This is a genomic window from Virgibacillus sp. 7505 (genome assembly GCF_002272135.1).
GTDB lineage: Bacteria > Bacillota > Bacilli > Bacillales > Amphibacillaceae > Terribacillus.
In genome coordinates this window covers 1-239 of record NZ_NPBF01000294.1, presented here as the reverse complement: position 1 = coordinate 239, position 239 = coordinate 1, and the positions used below count along the sequence as shown (strand labels likewise).

General features: G+C 46.0%; 1 protein-coding gene. It reads left to right on the top strand.

From position 1 onward, the window contains the following. Positions 1 to 239 (top strand): hypothetical protein (locus tag CHH91_RS20750; RefSeq protein ID WP_176465880.1); only part of this gene is annotated, 239 nt, incomplete at both ends.

Here is a 239-nt window from a genome sequence, read left to right as displayed (position 1 = left end):
CTTTTTGACGACATGCTCATACACAAAGCGGCCATACTCGAACTTGATATGGTTGACGACGGAGAGGGCGGACAAATAGAGAAGTGGGTTGATACCGGTAATCGTTTTTCGTGCTTATTTGATACGCCGTCCAGTGCGGAGCAGTATCGATATGCCAAATTAAACAAACAGATCAGCCGCAACATGTTTTATTACCCAACCGATCTTGTCACGCCAAAAGCACGTATACGGGATGAGGA